The 18452-nt window shown below is 62.1% G+C and carries 20 protein-coding genes and 1 other RNA gene; 16 read left to right on the forward strand and 5 right to left on the reverse strand.

Annotated features, from left to right (window positions below; translation table 11 throughout):
• The first annotated feature begins 38 nt into the window (after nt 1-38).
• A complete protein-coding gene (locus ACSBOX_RS07010; protein ID WP_442545396.1) occupies nt 39-239 on the forward strand; it encodes a hypothetical protein in 201 nt (66 codons plus the stop codon).
• Between the two features lie 268 nt (nt 240-507).
• On the opposite strand, the gene ACSBOX_RS07015 is transcribed toward ACSBOX_RS07010, so the two are convergent.
• On the reverse strand, nt 508-2412 hold the full coding sequence (locus ACSBOX_RS07015; protein WP_442545397.1) for an S-layer homology domain-containing protein: 1905 nt from the start codon (nt 2410-2412) through the stop codon (nt 508-510).
• A 192-nt stretch (nt 2413-2604) separates the two neighbouring features.
• On the opposite strand from ACSBOX_RS07015, the gene ACSBOX_RS07020 reads away from it, so the two are divergent.
• The 13 genes from ACSBOX_RS07020 (at nt 2605) to ssrA (ending at nt 12906) form a co-directional block, all read left to right on the forward strand.
• Nucleotides 2605-3828: a CpaF family protein gene (locus tag ACSBOX_RS07020; RefSeq protein WP_442545398.1), complete on the forward strand. Its 1224-nt coding sequence runs from the start codon at nt 2605-2607 to the stop codon at nt 3826-3828.
• Complete coding sequence (locus ACSBOX_RS07025) at nt 3828-4679, forward strand: type II secretion system F family protein (protein WP_442545399.1); 852 nt, start codon at nt 3828-3830, stop codon at nt 4677-4679. Before ACSBOX_RS07020 ends, ACSBOX_RS07025 begins: the two co-directional genes overlap by 1 nt.
• On the forward strand, nt 4676-5614 hold the full coding sequence (locus ACSBOX_RS07030) for a type II secretion system F family protein (RefSeq protein ID WP_442545400.1): 939 nt from the start codon (nt 4676-4678) through the stop codon (nt 5612-5614). The genes ACSBOX_RS07025 and ACSBOX_RS07030 overlap by 4 nt, the downstream gene beginning before the upstream one ends.
• A gap of 236 nt (nt 5615-5850) precedes the next feature.
• A complete protein-coding gene (locus ACSBOX_RS07035) occupies nt 5851-6003 on the forward strand; it encodes a hypothetical protein (RefSeq protein ID WP_416028337.1) in 153 nt (50 codons plus the stop codon).
• Between the two features lie 42 nt (nt 6004-6045).
• Nucleotides 6046-6429: a TadE family protein gene (locus ACSBOX_RS07040; RefSeq protein ID WP_442545401.1), complete on the forward strand. Its 384-nt coding sequence runs from the start codon at nt 6046-6048 to the stop codon at nt 6427-6429.
• Nucleotides 6410-6928, forward strand: coding sequence for a hypothetical protein (locus ACSBOX_RS07045; RefSeq protein WP_442545402.1), 519 nt, complete (start codon nt 6410-6412; stop codon nt 6926-6928). Before ACSBOX_RS07040 ends, ACSBOX_RS07045 begins: the two co-directional genes overlap by 20 nt.
• Nucleotides 6925-7404 (forward strand): pilus assembly protein TadG-related protein, encoded by a 480-nt coding sequence (locus ACSBOX_RS07050; protein WP_442545403.1) that lies wholly within the window; start codon nt 6925-6927, stop codon nt 7402-7404. The genes ACSBOX_RS07045 and ACSBOX_RS07050 overlap by 4 nt, the downstream gene beginning before the upstream one ends.
• A 65-nt stretch (nt 7405-7469) precedes the next feature.
• Nucleotides 7470-8585 carry a peptide chain release factor 2 gene (prfB, locus tag ACSBOX_RS07055; RefSeq protein WP_442545404.1) on the forward strand — a complete coding sequence of 372 codons (1116 nt, stop codon included), beginning with the start codon at nt 7470-7472 and terminating at the stop codon, nt 8583-8585.
• 171 nt (nt 8586-8756) lie between these two features.
• The gene (gene ftsE, locus ACSBOX_RS07060; RefSeq protein WP_059387583.1) at nt 8757-9521 is read left to right on the forward strand and encodes a cell division ATP-binding protein FtsE; all 765 of its coding nucleotides are present in this window, start codon (nt 8757-8759) and stop codon (nt 9519-9521) included.
• On the forward strand, nt 9518-10432 hold the full coding sequence (ftsX, locus tag ACSBOX_RS07065) for a permease-like cell division protein FtsX (protein WP_442545405.1): 915 nt from the start codon (nt 9518-9520) through the stop codon (nt 10430-10432). The genes ftsE and ftsX overlap by 4 nt, the downstream gene beginning before the upstream one ends.
• 2 nt (nt 10433-10434) lie before the next feature.
• On the forward strand, nt 10435-11862 hold the full coding sequence (locus ACSBOX_RS07070) for a peptidoglycan DD-metalloendopeptidase family protein (RefSeq protein WP_442545406.1): 1428 nt from the start codon (nt 10435-10437) through the stop codon (nt 11860-11862).
• 64 nt (nt 11863-11926) lie between these two features.
• A complete protein-coding gene (gene smpB, locus ACSBOX_RS07075; protein WP_028264808.1) occupies nt 11927-12397 on the forward strand; it encodes an SsrA-binding protein SmpB in 471 nt (156 codons plus the stop codon).
• Nucleotides 12398-12537: 140 nt separating this feature from the next.
• Nucleotides 12538-12906: a transfer-messenger RNA gene (ssrA, locus tag ACSBOX_RS07080) on the forward strand.
• 734 nt (nt 12907-13640) lie between these two features.
• Here the strand turns inward: ssrA and ACSBOX_RS07085 are convergent.
• Nucleotides 13641-14138: a hypothetical protein gene (locus tag ACSBOX_RS07085; protein WP_442545407.1), complete on the reverse strand. Its 498-nt coding sequence runs from the start codon at nt 14136-14138 to the stop codon at nt 13641-13643.
• A gap of 289 nt (nt 14139-14427) precedes the next feature.
• Here ACSBOX_RS07085 and ACSBOX_RS07090 point away from each other — a divergent pair, with 289 nt between their 5' ends.
• Nucleotides 14428-15426 (forward strand): S1C family serine protease, encoded by a 999-nt coding sequence (locus tag ACSBOX_RS07090; protein WP_442545408.1) that lies wholly within the window; start codon nt 14428-14430, stop codon nt 15424-15426.
• Nucleotides 15427-15492: 66 nt separating this feature from the next.
• Here ACSBOX_RS07090 and ACSBOX_RS07095 read toward each other — a convergent pair whose 3' ends face one another.
• Both ACSBOX_RS07095 and ACSBOX_RS07100 read right to left on the reverse strand, forming a co-directional pair.
• Entirely contained in the window at nt 15493-15633 is a 141-nt protein-coding gene (locus ACSBOX_RS07095) for a hypothetical protein (RefSeq protein WP_171983543.1), read from the reverse strand.
• A 122-nt stretch (nt 15634-15755) separates the two neighbouring features.
• Entirely contained in the window at nt 15756-16130 is a 375-nt protein-coding gene (locus ACSBOX_RS07100) for a hypothetical protein (protein WP_442545409.1), read from the reverse strand.
• Nucleotides 16131-16221: 91 nt separating this feature from the next.
• Here ACSBOX_RS07100 and ACSBOX_RS07105 point away from each other — a divergent pair, with 91 nt between their 5' ends.
• The gene (locus tag ACSBOX_RS07105; RefSeq protein ID WP_442545410.1) at nt 16222-17667 is read left to right on the forward strand and encodes an MFS transporter; all 1446 of its coding nucleotides are present in this window, start codon (nt 16222-16224) and stop codon (nt 17665-17667) included.
• A gap of 46 nt (nt 17668-17713) precedes the next feature.
• On the opposite strand, the gene ACSBOX_RS07110 is transcribed toward ACSBOX_RS07105, so the two are convergent.
• Nucleotides 17714-18427: a metal-dependent transcriptional regulator gene (locus ACSBOX_RS07110; protein ID WP_442545411.1), complete on the reverse strand. Its 714-nt coding sequence runs from the start codon at nt 18425-18427 to the stop codon at nt 17714-17716.
• Nucleotides 18428-18452: the final 25 nt, after the last annotated feature.

Here is an 18452-nt window from a genome sequence, read left to right on the forward strand (position 1 = left end):
CGGGGACCGACGGCGTTGCCGGATTAGGAGTGCTTGGTTTGACCGCTGATGTCGTAGCCGAAGACGACGGTGATGGGGCTGTCGGCGCCAGCTCTGAGGCACCGGACTGTGCGGGGGCAGCGACGGTCATCAGCAGCACCAAGGATAGCGCCGCGCCTGCGCGGGCCAAGGGTGAACGGCGGGCCGTTTCGGCTTTGGTTTTATTCATTTTCAATTCCGGCAAGGTGCCGCTCAATTGACGGCACATGGTGATAGCTTGCGACTGCAGCTCCAGCAAGTAACGCTTCTGCAGTGCACCATAAGGCCAGCTCCTAACCGGGACACCATAGCATTCGGGGGCAGGAGTGACCAGAGTTTTATGTGTTGCTGGTGTGACTGGTGGTTGAACAGTTATCCAACGACGACGCCAACTTGGGCGCGACTCCGTTTCCACTTGAACGCGGGGTACTCAAAGCTAGACGGTTCACGGCGACTGGACTGGCATTCGGCTATGCCTGACTGCGGTCCTCAACGTCCGATTCGGGCGTTGTAGCGGTACATGAACGCAGCCATGGCGTCACGGTTGACGGGATCCGAGGGGTGGAAGGTGCCGTCGGCATATCCGGTCGTGATGCCGGTGGAGGCCAGCCAAGTGATTTCTTTGTAGAACGGGCTCAGTGGGGTGAGATCGGTGAACGGTGAGACCCCCGGCTGGTTGTATGCGGGTTTACCAGCAAGGCGGTAGAGGAATGCGGCCATGGCGTCTCGATTGACCGGGTCCGAGGGGCGATAAGTGCCGTCGGAGTATCCGGTGGTGATGCCGGTGGTGGCCAGCCAAGTGATTTCTTTGTAGAACGGTGAAAGGGGTCCAATGTCCCTGAACGGAGAGATCGCCGGGGGCACATAGGTGGGGCTTCCCCTCAGACGGTAGATGAACGCGGCCATGGCCTCGCGGGTGACGGGTTGCACAGGTTGGAAGGTATGGTCGGGATAGCCCGTGGTGATGGCGTTGTAGGCCATCCAGGTCACTTCCGTGTAGAAGGGGTAGCTTCCGGGGATGTCGGTGAACGAAGGCGGTGTCGAAGCGGTGAATGCCGTCAGACCTTGCGCGGTGCCGAGACCGGTGGGCCCGTCGTATCCGTAGCCGGCGGTGCATAGATAAGGGATGCTGCACGTGCCGTTCGCACCGTTCGCAACATCATTCAGCGCCCAGGGGGAGCTGTAGGCAAGCTGGGCAGGGGAGGTGCCCGCGGGGACAGGGCCGGCGAGGGCGTACGTGGCTGCGATGACGGGGGCGGCCGCGCTGGTGCCGCCAAAGACCATCCACCCGCTCATCCCGTTGCTGGGGGTGCTGTCGTAGACGGCGACGCCGGTGCTCGGGTCGGCGACTGAGGCGACGTCGGCGACGGCGCGGTTGGGACATCCCGTGTCGTGCTGCCACGCGGGCTTGGGCTCGTAGGCGGAGCAGCCGCTGCCCGGCCCGGCTGCGCCGGATCCGGTGGCCCCCCAAGCGCGTTCGGTCCAGCCCCGGACTTTGCTTGTGTCGAGCGTCAGGGTGGTGCCGCCGGCCGCGACGACGTTGGGGGAAGACGCCGGGTAGTTCACGGTGGGCGGCGCGGTGGCGTTCGCATAGCCGTTGTCGCCCGAGCTCGCTACGAGTGGGATCCCGGGGTGATTGAAGTACGCGCTGTCGAAACGGGTGATCCCGCCGACCTCAGGGCCGCCGAAGCTCATCGATACCGCACTTGCGCCTAGACTGACCGCGGTATTGACTGCGGTGCCCAGATCCGTGAGGGAATTGGATGCGGCTTCGACGAACAGGATGTTGCAGTTCGGGCATGAGGCCGAGACCATTTGCACATCGAGCGACGCTTCCTGTGCCCACCCTGCGTCGGCGAGCGGAAAGGAGTTTCCGCCTCCCTGGTCCACTTTCCGGAAGCACCCCGTGGTTGAGGAGCACGGAGCCTGCCCATACTTCGTCCGGTAGACAGCCAAATCAGCCTCGGCAGTCGGGGCATCGTACGGATCGACTACCGCTACGGTTCTGCCGGCGCCTGCCGTGAGGGAAGGCAGCTTATAGGCGGACTGCAGGTCTGCTGGTCCGTATCCAGCGGGCACCAGTTGTCCGACGGCCAAGGGACCAGCGATGTCATCGTCGATCTCCGCATGGCACGATGCGTAGCCCGGGGGTGCTTCCCCGCATACCTTCGAATGACGGTGTCCCTTCAGCCGTGCCATGGACTGGGCGGCCGGCGTGGGCTGAGGGGGCGAGGCTGTCGCCGTTGATGGTCCAGGAAGGGGACCGGTTGAACCTTCTTCTGCCTGCGCAGGCGCGACAATCGCGGTCAGCAGCATCAGGACCGCCGTGCCTGTTACCCATCGAGGCCGGCTGAACCAGCGACCGCGGGGGTGTCCGCGCGGTGTTTTCGGCATGAGATCCTTCTTTGCACGGGATTCGGGCGTCGGGAGTGACCAGAGATTCACGTGTTTCTGGTGTGACTTACAGATAAGACAATTATCCACAGCTCCTTGAATTTGACTTGGTCTCGAGTTGAAACCTCCCCTACTTTTAACCTTGTTGGAAGTTTTCCGCAGCGCCTGGGCGCATGCTGCATTGGGGGGAAAATGGAGGCTTTGCGCATCGTCGAGGATGAAGTCCGCGAGCTGATTCGTCGGCGTGGACTGGATCCTTTGAGCCAGGCGGTCGAAGTGCACCGGCTCGTTGAGGCCGCCGTGAATGACTACGATGAGCGGGCACTCCTCGGTCCCTTGCCTCCCTTGGGACACTTGGACAGCGCGCGCAAGTACGTGTTCGACGCCATTGCCGGCTTCGGGCCGCTCCAGCCGCTTCTGGATGACCCCACCATAGAAGAGGTCTGGCTCAACGCGCCCAACGAGGTTTACGTTGCCAGGAATGGCGAATCTGAACTTACCTCGATCAGCCTCAGCGAGCAGCAGGTTCGCGACCTCGTTGAGCGGATGCTTAAGAGTTCCGGGCGGAGGTTGGACCTCTCGTCACCCTTTGTTGACGCAGCCCTCCCCGACGGTTCGAGGCTCCACGTCGTCATTCCCGACGTTACCCGCCGCCATTGGGCCGTGAATATCCGCAAATTCGTGGTCAAGGCAACGCGGCTCGAGCATCTGGTGGAGTTGGGGACATTGACCCCCGAGTCAGCCCGATTCCTGGGAGCCGCGGTGGCCAGTGGATTGAACATTCTCGTCTCAGGAGCCACTCAGGCAGGAAAGACGACAATGCTCAACTGCCTGGCAGCCAATATCGGCTCCCGGGAGCGGGTCATCACTGTCGAAGAGATCTTTGAACTCCACTTTCCGTTGCGTGACGTCGTCGGCCTCCAGTGCCGCCAGCCAAACCTCGAGGGTCAAGGTGAAATTCCCTTACGCCGGCTCGTCAAGGAGGCTCTGCGTATGCGGCCGGATCGCCTCGTGGTGGGCGAAGTCCGGGAAGCGGAAAGCCTGGACATGCTCATTGCGTTGAATTCGGGGCTGCCCGGCATGTGCACCGTCCATGCGAACTCTGCCCATGACGCCGTGACCAAGATTTGCACGCTGCCGCTGCTGGCCGGCGGGAACATCTCGAGCGCGTTCGTGGTTCCGACCGTCGCGTCGTGCATCGACCTCGTGGTCCATTGCAGCCGCCACCCGGACGGACGCCGTCAAGTCACGGAGATCCTTTCGCTGGGTCGGCGCGTGGAGAACGGTATCATTGAGTCGTCAAATGTGTTTGCGATTCAAGACGGCAGACTTCAACCCGCGTCGAATTCCATGCCGGCCGCAGAGAAGTTTTCCCGTGCAGGTTTCGACGTCGCCGCGCTTCTGGAGCATTACTGATGGCCCCGCTGCTTGGCGTTCTCTGTGGACTGGGGATGTTCCTCATCTGGTGGTCTGCATGGGAACATCCGCCCGCCATCAAGGAGCCCAAACCGAAACGCCTTGAGTCTTTGTTGCTCACGGCCGGGATCGAAAAGGTGAGCGGCGGGGGATTCATCGCATCGTGCCTCGGGTTGGGACTTTTCACAACACTCGTGATTTACCTCGTGACCGCGTCCTTTTCGATCGCGGCGTGCTTCGGACTCTTCGGTGCGTGGCTTCCCCTGGCTGTCGTGAGATGGCGGGCGCGCCGGCGGACCGCCGTGCTCCGCGAGCTCTGGCCCGACGTGGTCGACCATTTGCGCTCGGCGATCCGCGCGGGACTTTCGCTGCCGGAGGCGCTTATCCAGCTCGGCGACAAGGGCCCGGAAGAGCTGCGGGCACTCTTCCGTGAGTTTGGTGCGGATTACCGTTCCGGCGGCCATTTCGATTCGGCGTTGAACAAACTAAAGGAGCGCTTGGCCGACCCCGTTGCCGACCGGATCATTGAGGCGCTCAGGCTGACCCGGGACGTGGGCGGATCCGATCTTGGCCGGCTTCTGGGAACTCTCGCTGAGTTCCTTCGTGAGAGCGCAAGGACCCGCAGTGAGCTTGAGGCACGACAATCATGGACCATCAACGGAGCGCGCCTCGCGGTTGCCGCCCCATGGATCGTCCTGATGCTGCTGGCTGGCAGACCGGAAGCTGTTGCCGCTTACAACTCCGCGGCCGGGGTCAGCGTGCTTGGAGGAGGAGTGCTGGTCTCGGCGCTCTGCTACTGGGTCATGCTGCGCATTGGCGCGCTTCCTGAAGATGAAAGGGTGCTTCGATGAGCGCGCTGACTGCACCAACGGTGTTCTGCGGACTTCTCCTGGGCGCCGGATTGTGGCTCATCTTTGTTCGCATGCCATTCATGCGGGCCATTCCGTTCGCGGAGCGGATCGAGCCGCAGCTCAGGTCCCAGAACCTTGAATCGCGGTTGCTGTCGACGACCCCGGACCTCGCACCGTTCGGCCCGTTGGAACGCATTGTGCGGCCGCTGTTCCGGGACGCGCTCCGCTATCTGGCGAAGTTCAACCTCGGCACCACTTCCCTTAACAAACGGCTGGCGAAGGCCGGCTCCGCAAAGTCCGCGCTGGACTTCCGGGCAGAGCAGTTGCTTTGGGCGGCGACGGGCTTTGCCGCGGCGGTGGTCGGGGTGGTCATGAGCGCGGCGGGGGGACGGTTCAGTCCGGGGCTTGCCGTCGTCTCGGTACTGTTCTCCGCGCTCGGTGGATTTCTTTTCCGCGACCACATGCTGGGGGTGCGGATCAAACGCAGGGTAAGGCGGATGCTGGCGGAATTCCCCAGCCTTGCCGAACTGATGGCCCTAGCGGTGGCAGCGGGGGAGAGCGCCAGCGGCGCTCTCGATCGAGTATGCCGGACGGCCCGCGGCGAGTTGGCGAAGGAGTTTTCCTTGGTACTTGCCGCCACCCGGGCCGGTACGCCCTTGGTCGAGGCCCTGCACGGGTTTTCGGGCCGAACCGACCTCGGCCCGCTAGTTCGGTTCGTGGATGGAATTGTCGTTGCCGTCGAGCGCGGTACTCCCTTGGCCGATGTTTTGCGGGCCCAAGCTGCGGACGTCCGCGACTCAGCCAAACGGGAGCTGATGGAAACGGCTGGTCGCAAAGAAATCGCGATGATGGTGCCGTTGGTTTTCGGAGTGCTGCCGCTCACCGTGATCTTCGCCGTCTTTCCCGGCTTGGCCGCGCTGGAACTTGGCTTCTGACAATGACCTCCGGCAACGCCTATGCATCACATGAGTACCGGCTCGAATGCCATCACCAAAAACCGCAGGGAAATCCACAACGGATTCCTGCACAGCGAAATGGGGGAAAAATGAAACAGGAAATAATGAATAAGCGCGGACGTAGAGGCCTGCCCGCATCCGGCCTTTTGCTGTGGCAGCTGTGGACTCTCCTGTCGCCCGCATCAGCACTAGGAACAACACCAAACCAACGTCCGATGCCCGACGACGACCATCCCGAGCGGGGCGACGTGCCTGGTTGGGTCATGATCACCTTGATGTCCGCCGCGCTTGTCGCGGGCCTGCTGGCGCTCGCGGGCCCGGCTCTTGAGGGACTCTTCAACCAGGCCATGAGCAAGGTCGGAAAGTAGTCCATGCCGTTCCGCAGCCGGGGAGCGGGAGACGGCAGTTGCATGAGTCCAGGTCTCGGCGATGAACGCGGCTCCGCCGTCGTGGATTTTGTGCTGGTCGGCGGCCTGTTGACCGCGTTTTTCCTCGCCGTCATTCAACTTGCCCTTGTGTTGCACGTGCGCAATACCCTCATTGATGCGGCATCGTCCGGAGCCCGTTACGGCACTCTCGCCGACCGGACACCGGCCGATGCGCGGGAGCGCACCGCAGACCTGATCGGAACGGCGCTGAACGCGGACTTCGCCCGGGACGTCTCGACGTCGGAGGCTAGTTTCCAAGGAATCCGCACCTTGGAAGTGACAGTCCGGGCACCGTTGCCGGTCATCGGGTTGATCGGTCCCGGAGGGGTGCTGGAGGTGAGGGGGCATGCTGCTTCTTCCGGCTGACCTTGGCCTTACTGTACTTGCCCGTTTCCGGGAGGCCGTCCGCCCGTCATTCCCGGCCGGCCCGGAATCTAGCGGTTCACCGGGTGGCGCGGAGCGGGGAAGCGCAGTAGTCGAGTTCATCCTTCTGGCCCTGCTGCTCATGGTCCCCTTGGTCTATTTCATCGTCACCATTGGACAAATCCAGGCTGGCTCCTTTGCTGTGGTGGGGGCAGCGGACCAGGCCGCCAAGGTGTACGTCATGCAAAAGGACGCTTCCCAGGGGCGCGTCGCCGCTGAACAGGCTGCCCTTCTGACCCTCGCCGACTATGGACACTCCACGGAGCAGGCGTTTGTGGACATCGTGTGTGACCGCGGCGATTGCCTGTCCGCCGGGGCAGCGGTCACGGTTACGGTGAAGCTCACGGTTCCGTTGCCGATGGTGCCTTTTGGAGAGGCGCTGAGCCTGGACGCGGCGAATCTGAGTGCGTCGGCAACGCAAATCGTTGGACGGTTCCGGTGAGGGATCTTCCCGGTCAAGAGGATGCGCTGCGGCCACGCGGATTGGAGGGGGAACGCGGCCAATTGATGGTCTTGACCATCGGTTATGTGGTGGTCGCGTTATTGCTTGCAACGGTCGTAGCTGCGGCTTCCGCCATCTACATCGAGCATAAGAAGCTCCTCTCCCTGGCGGACGGAGCTTCGGTGGCAGCGGCGGACAGCTATTCCCTTGGCCAGGTGGACGGTGGTGCCGAAACCCCGTCGGCAGTCCTCAACAGCGAGCGGGTGCGCCACGTGACCCGGTCATACCTCAGCCAAAACGGTGCCCATTCACGGTTCGATCAACTTGCCGTCGCCCCTGGTACCGGAAGCCCGGACAGCACCACGGCAGAGGTTGTGCTGAGCGCGGTCGCCCACCCGCCTGTCGTCAACTTCATCCTTCCGGACGGTGTGCCGATCGAAGCCCGTTCCACTGCGCGTTCCCGGTTGACCCGCTAGTTCCAAGCGTCATACCTCCAGTCCCGTGCCGAGGCCACCAACGGATGGCGTACTCTGGAACAACCATGGCTCAGATTGATTTTCCCGCAGAAATCCGCGCGCTTCGCTCCACTTACCGCTCCATCGAACAGGTTTCCGATGTCGAAAAGCTCAAGGAAGAGATCGCTGAACTGAGCGAGCGGGCGGGTGAACCGAACCTCTGGGACGATCCAGCGTCCGCGCAAGTGATTACGTCCAAGTTGTCCCACCGGCAGTCGGAACTTGAGCGATTGAACAGGCTGACGGGCCGAATCGACGACCTTGAGGTCCTTGTCGAGCTCGGCCAGGACGAGGACGACGTCGCCTCCATGGTCGAAGCCGCCACGGAACTCGAATCGATCCGCAAGTCCCTCAAGGAACTTGAAGTGGTAACCCTGCTCTCGGGCGAATACGACGAACGCGAAGCCGTCGTCACGATTCGTGCCGGCGCCGGCGGCGTTGATGCTGCGGACTTCGCCGAGATGCTCATGCGCATGTACCTGAGGTGGGCAGAGCGCCACGGCTACCCGACCACGGTCATGGACACCTCCTACGCCGAAGAAGCCGGCCTCAAATCGGCGACTTTCGAGGTCAAAGCGCCCTACGCGTTCGGTACCCTCAGCGTCGAAGCCGGGACGCACCGGCTTGTCCGCATCAGCCCCTTCGACAACCAAGGCCGGCGGCAAACGTCCTTTGCCGCCGTCGAAGTCATCCCGCTCATCGAGCAGACTGACTCGATCGACATTCCGGACAATGAGATCCGCGTCGATGTGTTCCGGTCTTCCGGTCCTGGCGGGCAGTCCGTCAACACGACGGACTCCGCAGTACGTTTGACCCACCTTCCCTCGGGGATTGTGGTCTCCATGCAGAATGAGAAGTCCCAGCTGCAGAACCGCGCAGCAGCAATGCGCGTTCTCCAATCACGGCTCCTGCTCCTGAAAAAGGAGCAGGAAGACGCCGAAAAGAAGGCATTCGCAGGTGACGTGAAGGCATCCTGGGGTGACCAGATGCGTTCGTACGTGCTCAATCCGTACCAGATGGTCAAGGACCTGCGCACTGAACACGAAGTGGGCAACACGTCAGCAGTGTTCGACGGCGACATCGACGACTTCATCGACGCGGGCATTCGCTGGCGCACGGGCAACCGCAACGCCGAAGCGTAAGGCCGCCTTAGCTGGGTGCCTGATTGGGCGACACACCGCAGCAAGCCCGCGATTCCATCGCGGAGCGTGCGTATAGTCGAAGAGCCGGCGCTCAACTTCCCCCAACGAAAGCCCGTGCGCTGGCGGTTGGACTGGCTGAACGTGGCACGTCCGGCGGGGTTCTGAAGAGTCATGATCCGATTTGAGAATGTCACCAAGGTCTACGACCCCAATGCCCGTCCGGCGTTGGATGCTGTCAACCTTGAGATTGACCGTGGAGAATTCACCTTCCTCGTCGGGGCTTCGGGCTCCGGCAAGTCGACGTTTCTACGACTCATCCTGAAGGAGGACCGGGCAACATCCGGTTCGGTCTACGTCGCCGGCCAAAACGTAGCCAACATTTCAAGCTGGCGGGTCCCCAAGCTTCGCCGCGGAATCGGCGTCGTTTTCCAGGACTTCCGTTTGTTGCCGCAGAAGAATGTCTTCGCCAACGTGGCCTTCGCCATGCAGGTGATCGGAAAGAGCCGCAGCATCATCCGGGAGACAGTTCCTGAAGTGCTGAAGACTGTCGGGCTTGAAGGCAAGGAACGGCGCATGCCCCATGAGCTGTCCGGCGGTGAGCAGCAGCGCGTGGCCATCGCCCGCGCCGTCGTCAACCGCCCCGGCATCCTGCTCGCGGACGAACCCACCGGAAACCTGGACCCCATTACCTCAATGGGCATCATGGGCGTGCTCGACAAGATCAACCAGAACGGCACCACTGTGGTCATGGCAACGCACGACGACGACATTGTGAACGAGATGCGCAAGCGCGTGGTGGAGCTCCGGAACGGAGTGGTGGTCCGTGACGAGGCCAGGGCACTCTACACCTCGATGATTCCGGTGGTAGGGGAGTCCCGGCGGATGAAGGACGCGAGCGATGCGGAAATCGACCGCGCACAGGGGGTCCAGCAGTGAGGCTCGCTTTTATCCTGGGCGAGATCGGCAGCGGCCTGCGCCGGAACCTGTCCATGGTGATATCCGTCGTCCTGGTGACCTTTGTCTCCCTCACCTTCGTCGGCGCGGCCGGCATGCTGCAGATGCAGATCAACCAGATGAAGGGTTACTGGTACGACAAAGTCCAGGTTGCCATCTTCCTCTGCAACGACTCCTCGACGTCGACGGGATGCGCTTCGGGTGCGGTCACCAAAGAGCAACAGGACAACCTGGTCAAGATGCTCGATTCGCCGGCAGTCAAGCAGTACATCAACGATTACCAGTTCGAATCGCAAGCCGATGCGTTCAAGCACTTCAAGGAACAGTTCTCCAACTCTCCGATTGTTGATTCGGTCACGCAGGACCAGCTTCCTTCGTCCTTCCGGATCAACATGAAAGATCCCCAGAAGTACCAGATCATCAGCGAGACCTTCTCCTCCCAGGCCGGTGTGGAGACCGTGAGCGATCAGCGACAGGTCCTTGAACGGATCTTCGAGTGGATGAACGGTGCCTCCGTGGCGGCGATGGTGGTCGCGGGAGTCATGATCTTCTGCGCAGTCCTGCTCATCACCACGACCATCAGATTGTCCGCGTTCAGCAGACGACGGGAGACAGGGATCATGCGCCTCGTGGGAGCATCGAAGACCGTCATCCAACTGCCGTTCATCCTCGAAGGCGTCATCGCCGCCGTCGTGGGTGCAGTCCTGGCTTCCGGAACGCTGTGGTTGGTGGCCCAATTCTGGCTCAATGGGGACTTGTCGCAACAGTTCCTGAATACGCCGTTTATTTCCTCGACCCAGGTACTCGTGATTGCGCCGGTCCTGATAGCGTTGGGCGGCGGCCTGGCTGGGATTTCCTCCCTCCTGACCCTCCGTCGATATCTCAAGGTGTAGCTATGAAAAGCACTGATCCCGAGCGAACAGGACAGCCGATGCCCCGGAAGTACCAGGCTGCCCTGCAGCTGCGCATGGTGAGTGGCCGTGCCAAGGTTGCCGGTTCGGTGCTTGCCATCGCGCTGGTTGCGAGCCTTGCAACCGCCCCCTTGGCACACGCGGACGACCTCGACGACCAGCAAGCCGCCCTCAACGCTGAATCGGCGCGCGTGCAGCAATCGCTGGAATTCGTTGACGCCAACATCGCCAAGGCTGCCGGTGACCTTGTGGTCTACCAAGGCCAACTTCCGGGAGCGCAACAGGCACTGCTCGATGCCCAGGGCAGGGTTGCCAGTGCAGTGAAGGACGCTGATGCACTGGCTGCCCGCGTTGATCTGGCGCAGCAGAGTAAAGCCCAGATCACCCAGCAGTTGGAAAACGACAAGCAAAAGATCACAGAGACCAAGAAGCTCATCGGCCAGATTGCGGCGCAGGCTTATAAGTCCGGTGGCGTTCCGACGAACGTTGCTTTGCTGTTCGGATCGAACGACGGCGGCAACCTCACGGAATCCATGGACCTCGCCAACCAGGCGATGCGCAGCCAGAACGCCACGATGACGAAGTTGACGCAGCAGAGCGCCACGAACGTGAACTCGCAGGCCCGGCTCGCCGCCGTCGAACAGGAAATCCGCGATCTGAAGGCGAAAGCGGACGCCGCACTTGAGCGGGAAAAGGCCGCCCGCGATGACGCCGCCGCCAAGAAGGCGCAGGTGGACAAGCTCATTTCCGATACCACCCGCCTGAACAGCCAGCTTCAGGCGGCCAAACCAGGTATCCAGGCCCAGCTCCAACAAGTGAAGGCGAACCAGGATGCCGTCGCGGCGGAAATTTCCGAGCGGGACCGCAAGCTCCGTGAAGCCTGGTTGGCCGAACAGCAGCGGCTGGCCGCAGCCGCTGCGGCAGCGGCAGCTGCCCAGGGCCAGGCAGCCCCGCAACCTTACGTCCCGCCGGCGAGCAACCCGCGCTCCAACTTCGGCCTCATCCACCCGGTACCCGCGAACATTCCGATCACCTCAGGTTTCGGTTGGCGTGCGACGCCGCCAGGAACCATCGATTTCTACGGCCAGGGCGGCTACATGCACACTGGCATCGACTTCGGTGCCCCTTGTGGAACGCCCGTGTACGCAGCGGCTGCCGGCACCGTATTTTCCGCCGGTTGGGGCAACGACGGCGGCGGTAACCGTGTCAAAATATCGCACGGAGTCATCAACGGAGATTCCCTGACCACGGTCTACTACCACAATACGAGCGTGGTGGTTTCTTCCGGACAACAGGTGAGCCAAGGCCAGCTCATCGCATATTCGGGTACCACGGGTAACTCCACTGGTTGCCACGTGCACTTTGAAACCTGGGTGAACGGTCAGGCTGTTGACCCGATGAACCTTCTGTAGCCCGCAGGACAGTGTTCTACTGGCGTAGACTAGTGTGATTCTTCGACAACCAAGGAGTTCTACCGTGCCCAAGGAAAGTGGCCGTAAGGTAGTGGCCACCAATCGCAAGGCTCGGCATGACTACCACATATTGGATACCTATGAGGCTGGCATTGCCCTTATGGGAACCGAAGTAAAGTCCCTGCGTGAAGGCCACGCCTCGATGGTCGATGGCTTCTGTACGTTCTACAACGACGAGTTGTGGATGGAGGGGATCCACATCCCCGAGTACAACCAAGGGAGCTGGACCAACCACGCCGCGCGCCGTCGTCGTAAGTTGTTGCTTCACCGCGAGGAACTCAACAAAATCTCCGGCAAGATCCGCGAGACGGGCCTGACGGTAGTGCCGCTCCAGCTGTACTTCCTGGACGGACGTGCCAAGGTGGAGATCGCCTTGGCGCGAGGCAAGAAGGATTACGACAAGCGGCAGACCTTGCGCGAGCAGCAGGACAAGCGCGAATCGCTGCGTGAACTGCGCGAACGCAACCGCCGCTAAGCTGCGTCGTCAAGGACGTCGGTAGCGAAGCGTGTCCCGGAATGTTCGGGTGCTGCGATGCGTTATGATGATTAACCCGGCAGGTTACACGTGGTCGCTTTCGGGCGATCGTCGTTCTGCGGGGATTGATAACAAAATACGGGGATGATCGGTTTCGACGATGTTAGTCGCGACAGGTGAAGCGGGCCGAGGATGCAGAATTATCTCGTAAACGCTGTCTGCAAACCAATAAGTGCCAATTCTAAGCGCACTGACTTCGCTCTTGCTGCCTAAGCAGTAAGACAGTCCGTCAGCCCGAGGTTGCTATTGCCCCGGATCCTGGCGTCATTTAGATAGCCACTGCTGTTTGCCTCCGTCATCGAGGCAAACGGGACTCTTAGATGACTGGGCCCGGATCAGCTACTTGTTCGCACGATAGCTGGGGCCGAGAAAGTCCGACGCGAACTGCGCCCGGAGAAGCCCTGACAACACGACATCGGACGGGGGTTCAATTCCCCCCATCTCCACTTTTGTGATGAGTCGAGACATCCTTCATGGATGAGTCGGTCATCGGTAACACCCCGGTCTTCGGACCGGGGTGTTTTTCTTTGTCTGGGTTGGTAGTCGCGGGCGGTCTCAGTGGTTCGGACTCTGGGCTGCCGGCTCTCCACCCGCGCTGTCGACGCCGTCAGGAGGGTTCCCAGGTTCTCCCTCGCGGTGTTTGGCCACAGGTTTGCGGTCAACCAGCCTTCTTCGCTGGTGTCCAAAGACCATCACAACGGCTACCAGTGCGGCTCCGACAAGGACCATCACGACCCATATCCATTGTTGCCCGTCCACGTTCGCCCCAATCTCAGCCCGTCGGCTGGGTCCTGCGTTGTGCTACTAAAGGCCCTCGCTCCGTCGGCCTAGGCTGGGAGGACAGGACCAATAAGGAGTCAGTCTTTCTCCTGGTGGTTTGCGTAGGCGATGCACCGACCCCGGTTTTCGGAATGTGGGTTGTCCATTGAGCAAGGCTCCCTGCATGTTTTTCGCTGCGGCCCCTCGCCGGTCCGGGCCCAGTCGTGGCAATCCGCCCATCTGTTTTGGCATGAACGCTGTCGGACACGATAGGACTGGGGGCGATTGCTGTCTTGAGTAGTCACTACTCGTTTTCGCAGATTCCTACGTCACAACCGTGGCGGTCCGTTGAGTGTTCTCGTTAACCAGTCTGTGCGCTAGGAGATGATCAGATCGAATCCGCGGTCCTCCCGTAGTAAGACGGTCAGAGGGGCGGCATCGAATGCTTTTGCGTGAGGCTGGCAATCAGGGCATCGATCTTCGGCCTGCGACGGAGCGCCCAGAATGGCGTCCAGATCCCGAAGCAAACAAACGCGGCTGCGGCCAGCCACCAGAACCAGACTCCGGGTTCCGTGATGCCGAGGTACAGCTCGAGTGCAGCGAAAAGGCCAAACTCGACCGGACCTGCCCACGTCAGGAAGCGGTCCGAACGCCGCTTGCGCTCCAGCAATGGAAGCCAGACGTCCGGCTGGACGCCCTCAGGCAAACGGCCCTTTTTGATCGCTTTCTCGATGGCGGCTGCAGTGTCCCGGCCCCCGTACTTCTTTTGCAGGTTCCGGACGACGAGCGCCATGCAGACCCCATAGAGGACCCCGCCTGCCAAAGACCCCGCGAGCCACACCCAGCCGGCCCGGTCCGGCCGGATGGCCACCTGGATTCCGTACGTTCCCGCGGTCCACAGGATGGCCAAGATGGCGGCCACTGTCCACCCTGATCGTTTCGAGAACCAGTCCCGCAAGCTTTGCATCAGGTGGCCTCCGCTGCTCATGTCTCGTCTCGTCGAACCGATGCTGCCATCGTAGAGAGCCAAAACCCGGCGAGGAAGGGCTCGGTGCGTAGGAGGCCCCCGCGAGCCACCCAGCAACCCCCTCCCGGTCCGGCCGGATGGCTATCCGTGCTGTGACTGAGTTCACCCACGGCGTAGGGCGGAACGGACTAACCGTAGCGATGTATTCGTTGATATAGACACCACCGGTTACAGGAGGTGCACGATGAGTACGTTGCCGGAACAAGTATTTCCCAAGGACATCCCTGACGCCCCGTCAGACGACGAAGCCTTGGATGCCTACTCGCGGACAGTGATGCACGTAGCAGAAACGGTCACGCCGCATGTCGCAGCATTGGAGATGAGCAGCGCCCGCAGGAACGGCCAGGTCAGGATCGGAAGTGGGTCCGCCGTGGTGTTCACGGGCGACGGCTATATGTTGACCAACGCCCACGTGGTCTCGGGCCTACGCTCCGGACGGGCAATCTTCGCCGACGGAACCCATTCCGACGTCGAACTCGTCGGTGCGGATCCCTTGTCCGATCTCGCCATTGTCCGCGGACACCACACGCCGCCGCCTGCCATTCTGGGCAACGCGGAGTCGCTGCACGTCGGCCAATTGGTGATCGCCGTCGGTAATCCGCTGGGGCTGGCGGGATCGGTGACGGCGGGCGTCGTGAGCGGGCTCGGACGCTCCATCCCGGTCAGGTCCGGCCGGCACAGCAGGGTGATCGAGGACGTCATCCAGACCGACGCGGCTCTGAACCCGGGCAATTCCGGGGGAGCCCTGGCCGACACCAAAGGACGGATCGTGGGAATCAACACGGCCGTGGCCGGCTTGGGACTCGGACTTGCAGTGCCCATCAACACCACCACTCAACGGATCATCGCCGCCCTGCTGAAGGACGGCCGGGTCCGGCGGGCATACCTTGGCTTGGTGAGCACACCTATTCCGTTGGACGCGAGTGCGGTGATCCGGACGGGCCAGAAGGAAGCGCTCCGCGTAGTGGAGGTCATCGCGGGATCTCCGGCCGAGCGGGCGGGAATGCTCGCGGGCGACCTTGTCCTGAGTGCGCAGTCGCGGGCAGTATCCAGTGCCGAGAGCCTTCAAAAGCTCTTGTTTTCGCAGGCCATCGGGGAGCCGTTCCTCCTGACGGTGCTGCGCGACGGAAAGATCCACGCGATTGTCGCAGTGCCCAGCGAAATGACCGACGCGGATTCATGAGGAAGCACCCCCACGGTGGAACCAGTCAGCTAAAAAGCCGGGGCCAAGATGGCTCCGGCTTTTTTGCTACTTCTTCCTCATCCTCAAGTGGGCCACCGGATCGGCAGCGGCGTCGGATTCGTGCTTGGCACGCTTCACTGCCCGTTTCTCCTTGATGGACTTCATACTCTTCTTCGCCTCGTGCTGGTGCGGCGCTTTGTCAGGCATGTCATGCTCCCTAACTACGGATCTTCCGTGAAGATCCTGCAAAGAGGGTCCTGAAGGGCCCTCTCCTTGTAAGCTACGCCTGTTTCAGGCGAAATCAACCGGCCCCCAAACGCCCAGGGAATCTAGGCTTCGGACGCCGGAACGTCAACGATGCCCACGAACCGCGAGCCGATTCCCTCGTACTCGCTCCGGACCTCTCCAGGCAGGATTCCGGGAACCTCGCTGTTCCGATGATGACCACAGAAAACGTAAGTGAACTCCGGCCACCACTTCTTGGGACGCGCGGCCTCGGTGTAGCCGCACACCACGCAGCTCAAATACACCCACACGGGACGCTTACCGGTGCGGTTGGCGCGGGATTGGACGAGCCATGGCGGTGGATTGTCCTGCAGATCCCTCAGCTCGGCTTGTGAAAGCCTGGACGGGATGCCGTGGCGTTGGGCCATTTCCATCGAAATATCAAGGGCCAGTGCGGCGTCACGTCTGCTAATCACCATTCAACGATACGGGACTTTCTCCGTGGCGGAACCGCGGCGGGACCGGGCAGGAATCCGGACCGCAAGGGACAAGCAGGCGTAGGCTGTGCTCATGACCGACGCAGCGGCCCTGCTGCCAAGCACTCCGCTTCAAAAGCGGGTCCTTGTTGTGGCTATTGTGGCTTCCTTTATCGCCATTTTGGATGGCTTCGTAGTGAACCTCGCGCTCCCCGCGATCGGCCGCGAACTGGGTGGCGGGCTTGTCATCCAGCAATGGGTGGTGGATGCCTACCTGCTGACCCTTGGCGCGCTGATACTGGTGGCCGGATCCCTGTCCGACCACTTCGGCCGCGCGCGCATCCTGGAATGGGGACTCGCCGGCTTCACCCTCACCTCCGTCACGTGCGGCCTCGCCTGGAACGGCGAGGTGCTGGTGGTTTCGCGGGCCCTCCAAGGGATCGCCGGGGCCTTGCTCGTCCCGAGTTCGCTTGCCATGATCGTCACGTTCTTCTCCGGGCCCGCGCAGTCCAAGGCAATCGGCCAATGGTCCGGTTGGACCAGCGCGGCCGCCATCGTCGCTCCGCTGATCGGCGGCGCATCGGTCGATCTGCTGTCCTGGCGGGTTATCTTCTTCATCAATGTGATTCCTGCCGTCGCGATCTGGCCGATCCTCGCCGGGCTGCGGAAGTCCGATGCCGCCGTGGACAGGAGCAAGAAGATCGACTACCTCGGCGCGTTCCTGGCCATGGTGGGACTCGGCGGTCCGGTCTACGCCTTCATCGAACAAGGACGCATGGGCTGGGGGAACATGGTGGTCTGGATGCCGCTCGCCCTCGGGGCCGTCGGCCTGGTCCTCTTCCTGGTCCACGAAGCCAGGACCCAGGAACCAATGCTGCCCCTGCGGCTCTTCGGCATCCGCAATTTCGGCTGGGGAAACATCGCCACGCTCGCCATTTACGGTGCCCTGTCATTGGGCTTCTTCGCCGTAGGCATCTACTTGCAGCAAGTGGGAGGGATGAAAGCCACCACGGCGGGCATCGCGTTGCTTCCCGCGACTGTCCTCCTGATGCTCACGGCTTCATTCTTCGGGGGACTGGCGGGCAAGTACGGTCCGCGGTGGTTCATGACGGCCGGACCGTTCATCTGCGGAGTCGGGTTCCTCATGACCTTGGCCGTCCAGGAGCCCTTGAACTACTGGACTCAAGTGCTGCCCGGGCAGATCGTCTTCGGGATCGGCCTCAGCACCTTGGTGGCGCCCCTCACCGCGGCCATCCTCGGCGCGGTACCCACTGAAGAGGCGGGGATCGGTTCCGCTGTGAACAACGCCGTTGCCCGGATCGCAGGCTTGATCTGCATCGCGTTTGCCGGGCTCATCATCGGCCCGGTCTTCAGCCGGCAAGGCCTCATGAATGCGGTGGTGGTCACCGCCGTGCTGTTCTTCCTCGGCGCGGTGGCATCCGCCGTCGGGATCCGGAACCCGGTGCTGGGCGCGGCGGCAGTGGACTCGCCGGAAGGTCCAGCCCCCGACGACGGCGGGACGGCTGCCCAGCGCGCCTGAACCGCGCTCTCCAAGACACGCTCTCCAAGACGCAGTGACGGTATCGTCAGCGTTCCGCGAGGACGCAACCTTCGTGTTCGACATCCGTGGCCACCCAGAGCGCGGAAGCGACCTCGTCCGCGAGATCGTAGTCGCGGCTTCCCTGTCCCTTCCCGATCCGGACCACCAGCGCACCGCCGAACGGCTTGCGGCCAATCACCTCGATGCTGGCGTCGAGGTCGATTTCCTCGGCTGAAAGGTAGCGCAGCAGCTCAGGGTTTTCGTCGCTGATCCGGGTGATCTTGCCGGAATGCCCGTCGTCGAGCTCGATCATCCGGTGCGCGTGCGGCAGGCTCACCGAACCGTCCGCGGCGGGGATGGGGTCTCCGTGGGGATCGCGTCCGGGGTTGCCCAGTTTGGCGGCCATGCGATCGATGAAGGTGTCCGAGACGGCGTGCTCGAGCATCTCGGCCTCGTCGTGGACTTCATCCCAGCTGTATCCCAACTCCCTCACCAGGTAGGTTTCGATCAGGCGGTGCCGGCGGACCATGCCGAGGGCAAGATGCATTCCCTGGGGGGTCAAAGTGATGGCGCTGTACGGCTGGTGGTCCACCAGGCCTTGGTCCTTGAGCTTGCGGACCATCTCCGAGACGGAGGAATTGGCGACGCCGAGCCGCTGCGCGAGCTGTGAGGACGTGATGGGTTTGTCCTGCCACTCCGTAAAGGAGTAGATGACCTTGACGTAGTCCTCGATGGAGGAGGAGGGCGCACTGGTCTTCACGCTTCCAAGCCTATCGTGAACCGGC

The organism is Arthrobacter sp. KN11-1C, from assembly GCF_052180225.1.
In the GTDB taxonomy this organism is placed as follows: domain Bacteria; phylum Actinomycetota; class Actinomycetes; order Actinomycetales; family Micrococcaceae; genus Arthrobacter.

Excerpts from the sequence above, each read along its gene's own strand:
- ACSBOX_RS07015 (WP_442545397.1), bottom strand. The coding sequence starts at position 2,412 with ATGCCGAAAACACCGCGCGGACACCCCCGCGGTCGCTGGTTCAGCCGG.
- ACSBOX_RS07020 (WP_442545398.1), top strand. The coding sequence starts at position 2,605 with ATGGAGGCTTTGCGCATCGTCGAGGATGAAGTCCGCGAGCTGATTCGT.
- ACSBOX_RS07025 (WP_442545399.1), top strand. The coding sequence starts at position 3,828 with ATGGCCCCGCTGCTTGGCGTTCTCTGTGGACTGGGGATGTTCCTCATC.
- ACSBOX_RS07030 (WP_442545400.1), top strand. The coding sequence starts at position 4,676 with ATGAGCGCGCTGACTGCACCAACGGTGTTCTGCGGACTTCTCCTGGGC.
- ACSBOX_RS07035 (WP_416028337.1), top strand. The coding sequence starts at position 5,851 with ATGCCCGACGACGACCATCCCGAGCGGGGCGACGTGCCTGGTTGGGTC.
- ACSBOX_RS07040 (WP_442545401.1), top strand. The coding sequence starts at position 6,046 with ATGAGTCCAGGTCTCGGCGATGAACGCGGCTCCGCCGTCGTGGATTTT.
- ACSBOX_RS07045 (WP_442545402.1), top strand. The coding sequence starts at position 6,410 with ATGCTGCTTCTTCCGGCTGACCTTGGCCTTACTGTACTTGCCCGTTTC.
- prfB (WP_442545404.1), top strand. The coding sequence starts at position 7,470 with ATGGCTCAGATTGATTTTCCCGCAGAAATCCGCGCGCTTCGCTCCACT.
- ftsE (WP_059387583.1), top strand. The coding sequence starts at position 8,757 with ATGATCCGATTTGAGAATGTCACCAAGGTCTACGACCCCAATGCCCGT.
- ACSBOX_RS07070 (WP_442545406.1), top strand. The coding sequence starts at position 10,435 with ATGAAAAGCACTGATCCCGAGCGAACAGGACAGCCGATGCCCCGGAAG.
- ACSBOX_RS07090 (WP_442545408.1), top strand. The coding sequence starts at position 14,428 with ATGAGTACGTTGCCGGAACAAGTATTTCCCAAGGACATCCCTGACGCC.
- ACSBOX_RS07095 (WP_171983543.1), bottom strand. The coding sequence starts at position 15,633 with ATGCCTGACAAAGCGCCGCACCAGCACGAGGCGAAGAAGAGTATGAAG.
- ACSBOX_RS07100 (WP_442545409.1), bottom strand. The coding sequence starts at position 16,130 with ATGGTGATTAGCAGACGTGACGCCGCACTGGCCCTTGATATTTCGATG.
- ACSBOX_RS07105 (WP_442545410.1), top strand. The coding sequence starts at position 16,222 with ATGACCGACGCAGCGGCCCTGCTGCCAAGCACTCCGCTTCAAAAGCGG.